At 73.9% G+C, this 3,737-nt stretch carries 3 protein-coding genes; 1 reads left to right on the top strand and 2 read right to left on the bottom strand.

The window, feature by feature from the left end; translation table 11 throughout:
• Positions 1 to 1,710 (top strand): Ig-like domain repeat protein (locus tag ACOV8S_RS16105; RefSeq protein ID WP_448318504.1); only part of this gene is annotated, 1,710 nt, incomplete at its 5' end.
• A gap of 149 nt (positions 1,711 to 1,859) precedes the next feature.
• On the opposite strand, the gene ACOV8S_RS16100 is transcribed toward ACOV8S_RS16105, so the two are convergent.
• Positions 1,860 to 2,288 carry an SCO4983 family protein gene (locus ACOV8S_RS16100; protein ID WP_448318503.1) on the bottom strand — a complete coding sequence of 143 codons (429 nt, stop codon included), beginning with the start codon at positions 2,286 to 2,288 and terminating at the stop codon, positions 1,860 to 1,862.
• A gap of 124 nt (positions 2,289 to 2,412) precedes the next feature.
• A complete protein-coding gene (locus ACOV8S_RS16095) occupies positions 2,413 to 3,624 on the bottom strand; it encodes a pyridoxal phosphate-dependent aminotransferase (RefSeq protein WP_448318502.1) in 1,212 nt (403 codons plus the stop codon).
• Between the last annotated feature and the right edge of the window lie 113 nt (positions 3,625 to 3,737).

Genomic DNA, 3,737 nt, shown 5'->3' with positions numbered 1-3,737 from the left:
GGCCTGACGGCCACGGCGGGACCGGCGGCGGCGGGGACCGCCCCGGGCGCCGCGCCGGCGTCGGGGACGGTGGTGAAGCTGCCGGTCTCCTCCTTCTCGCAGTTCGCCGTGGACGCGGCCAACGAACGGGTCTGGATCGCCGACGAGAACACCGCCGACGGGGGCGGCGGCCCGGGGACGGTTCTCGGCTACGACTTCGACGGCGTCCTGCGGGCGCAGCGGCAGACCGAGGGCCGGGTCTCCGGCATCGCGGCCGAGCCCGGCGGGGCGCGCGTCCTGGTCGGGCAGCGGGACAGCATCCAGGCCTTCGACGCCGCCGACCTCTCACCGCTCGGGGCCACCCCGGCCCCGGTCGACGACTGCGGGCGTGAGCTGTTCCACGCCGGGCATCTGCTCTTCTTCACCAGCCAGGAGGGCGCCTCGCCGCGGGACTGCGCCGAGGCGACGGTGATGCCCACCGTCCACGCCACGGCGGCCGACGGGACGGAACCGCGGACCGTCATGTACCTCGGCGCGACCGGCCACCTGGCGGCCGGTCCCTCGGACATGCTGATGATCGTCTCGGGGCGCACCGCCTTCAACGACGATCCGAACATCAACCTGTACCGGGTCGTCGAGGAGGCCGAGTACGGCGGAGTGCTCGACTTCCTCGGGGAGACCTGGCTCAGCCAGGACGGCACGGGGCTGGGCGGCCTGGACTTCCGCGACGCCGCCTTCTCGCCGGACGGTTCCACCCTCGCCTTCGCCGACCCGGCCCGTGGCACCGCGCTGCTCGCCCCGCCCGGCCTGTCCGCCAAGGAGAACCGCTACACGCCGCTGCCCGAGGGGGCCGAGCCGACGGCCCTCGCCTACAGCGACGACGGCAAGTGGTTCGCGCGGGGCGCGGCGGCCTCCGGCGACGCCGCCGACCTGCTCCTGGAGCCCGCCGACCCGGCGGACACCCGCCCGCCCGTGGAGGTGGTCCTCGAGGGCGACGGCGGCGACCGCGTCGTGCCGCGCGGCGTCGCGTTCGCGCCGGACGGCCGCTCGCTGTTCGTCGTGACGACCGACGCCGCGGGCACCGGGTACTGGCTGCACGTGGTCCCGACGCCGGACGGTCTGTCCGCCTCCCGGTTCGCGGACGGCACGAGCCACGAGCCGGCCCGGGCGACCGCCGGCGAGCCGGTGACGCTGCGCGGCCGCCTGGAGCTGGACGGACCCGCGCCGGCCGAGGCCCCGCGGATCGAGGTGGTGCGGGAGGACGCCGACGGCGCCCACACCCTGGAGCCGGTGACGGCCGGCGAGGACGGCGCCTTCACCGTGAGCGACGTGCCCCAGCTGGTGGGCGAGGCGACCTACCGGTTCTCCTACCCGGGCGACAGCCTGCACAAGGCGGCCGAGGACACGCGGATCACCGTGCCCGTGGACAAGGCGACCGCCACGCTGACGCTCACCGCGCCGGCCGAGGCGACCCGCAAGGACGGTGTGGAGGTCACCGGCACGCTGCACGCCCGGGGGCTGCCGCTCGCCGCACCCGCCACCCTGACGGTCACCGCCGCCGACCGGGACGGCGTCGTGCGGCTCGCGCCGGTGACCGCCGGGGCGGACGGGACCTTCACGGTCAGGTACGCGCCGCGGTCCAAGGGGGACGTGACGTTCACGGCCGCCTGGGCGGGCGACGCCCTGCACGAGGGCGCCGAGGCCTCGGCCACGGTCCACGTGCGCCGCTGACCCGGCGGAACGTTCCGGCACGACCGCGGGGCACGTTCCGCCGCACCTTGTGAGGGCACGTTCCGTCGCACCTCGCGGGGGCACGTTTTCGTGGCACCCGGCCCGCGCCGCTTCGTGGCAGGCGCGGACCGGGGCCGCTCGGGGGAGCCTCAGCAGGGGCTGAGGGGGCGCGTGGCGGCCTCCGCGTGGGCCTCCATGCGCTGGGCGGCGAGGATGGCCGCCCGGGTGTCGGCACGGGACGCGGCGACCACCAGGGCCCGGCCGGCGAGGTCGTGCGCCCGGCGGTGCAGGGCCGTGACCCGCGCCAGGTGTCCCTCCCGCGCCGCCGGGCCGGGGAACGCCGCGCGCGCCGGCGCGGAGCCGCCGCGGAGCCGGGCCACCTGCTGGGCCAGCTGTTCGGCCGCCTCGTCCAGGCCGGCGCACGGCGCCAGCGCCCGGAGCTCGTCGGTCACCGCGAGCAGCGCGGCCAGGTGACCGGCCAGCTGGAACTCCAGCTCCGCCTCGCGTGACCTGCGGGGGACGTCCGCGCCAGGGCCGGCCATGGTGTGGACCGACTTGCTGCGGATCGGTTCGTACATGGGAAGGCCTCCTGCGCTTTGACAGGAAGCCATCCTACATTGGAACGAGTCTAAAGTTGTGTCTAGTCCCAGCTCGGCGCGGCGTGTCGGCCCCCCCGGCCGGGCCGCTGCCGCCGCCCGTCGATCAGTTCTGGCGGTAGGTCTCCAGGAACCGCCCGATGCGCCCGATCGCGTCCCGCAGGTCGGTGACCGAGGGCAGCGTGACGATCCGGAAGTGGTCCGTGTCGGGCCAGTTGAAGCCGGTGCCCTGCACCACCATGATCTTCTCCCGGCGCAGCAGGTCCAGCACCATCCGCCGGTCGTCCTTGATCGGGTAGACCTTGGGGTCCAGCCGCGGGAAGAGGTAGAGCGCGCCCTTCGGCTTGACGCAGCTCACGCCCGGGATCCGCGTCAGCAGCTCGTGGGCGACGTCCCGCTGCTCGCGCAGCCGGCCGCCCGGGAGCACCAGGTCCTGGATCGTCTGCCGGCCGCTGAGCGCGGCGACCACGCCGTGCTGTCCGGGCATGTTGGCGCACAGACGCATGTTGGCGAGGATGTTGAGGCCCTCGATGTAGGAGTCCGCGTGCGCCTTGGGGCCGGAGATCGACATCCAGCCCACCCGGTAGCCCGCCACCCGGTACGACTTCGACATGCCGTTGAAGGTGAGCGTCAGCAGGTCCGGGGCGATCGCCGCCGTGGGGGTGTGGGTGGCGTCCTCGTAGAGGATCTTGTCGTAGATCTCGTCCGAGCAGACCAGCAGGTTGTGGCGGCGCGCGATGTCCGTGAGCCCGCGCAGCAGGTCGTCGCTGTAGACGGCGCCGGTCGGGTTGTTCGGGTTGATGATCACGATCGCCTTGGTGCGGTCGGTGATCTTGGCCTCGATGTCGGCCAGGTCCGGCATCCAGTCGGCCTGCTCGTCGCAGACGTAGTGGACCGGGGTTCCGCCGGACAGGGCCACGGCGGCCGTCCACAGCGGGTAGTCCGGGGCGGGGACCAGCACCTCGTCGCCGTTGTCCAGCAGCCCCTGCATGGCCATCACGATCAGCTCGGACACGCCGTTGCCGACGAAGACGTGCTCGACGTCGGTCTCGATGCCCAGGGTCTGGTTGTGCATCACCACCGCGCGGCGGGCGGCCAGCAGGCCCTTGGCGTCGCCGTAGCCGTGCGCCGAGCCGACGTTGCGCAGTATGTCCTCGAGGATCTCCGGCGGGCACTCGAACCCGAAGGCGGCCGGGTTGCCGGTGTTCAGCTTGAGGATGCGGTGACCGGCGGCCTCCAGCCGGGTCGCCTCCTCGAGCACCGGGCCCCGGATCTCGTAACAGACGTTGGCGAGCTTGGACGACTGGATCACCTGCATGACGTGAGCCTACGGGGATACGTCCCGGGTCGCCTCGTGTTCTCCGACACGTCCGGACGCCCGGCGCGGGGGAGGCCGAGGGTGCGGTTCGCCCCTGTTCGGGGTCCGCGGGG

The organism is Streptomyces sp. CO7 (assembly GCF_053474865.1).
The sequence above is the reverse complement of the archived record's forward strand: the minus strand, read 5'-3'. Positions and strand labels throughout refer to the sequence as shown.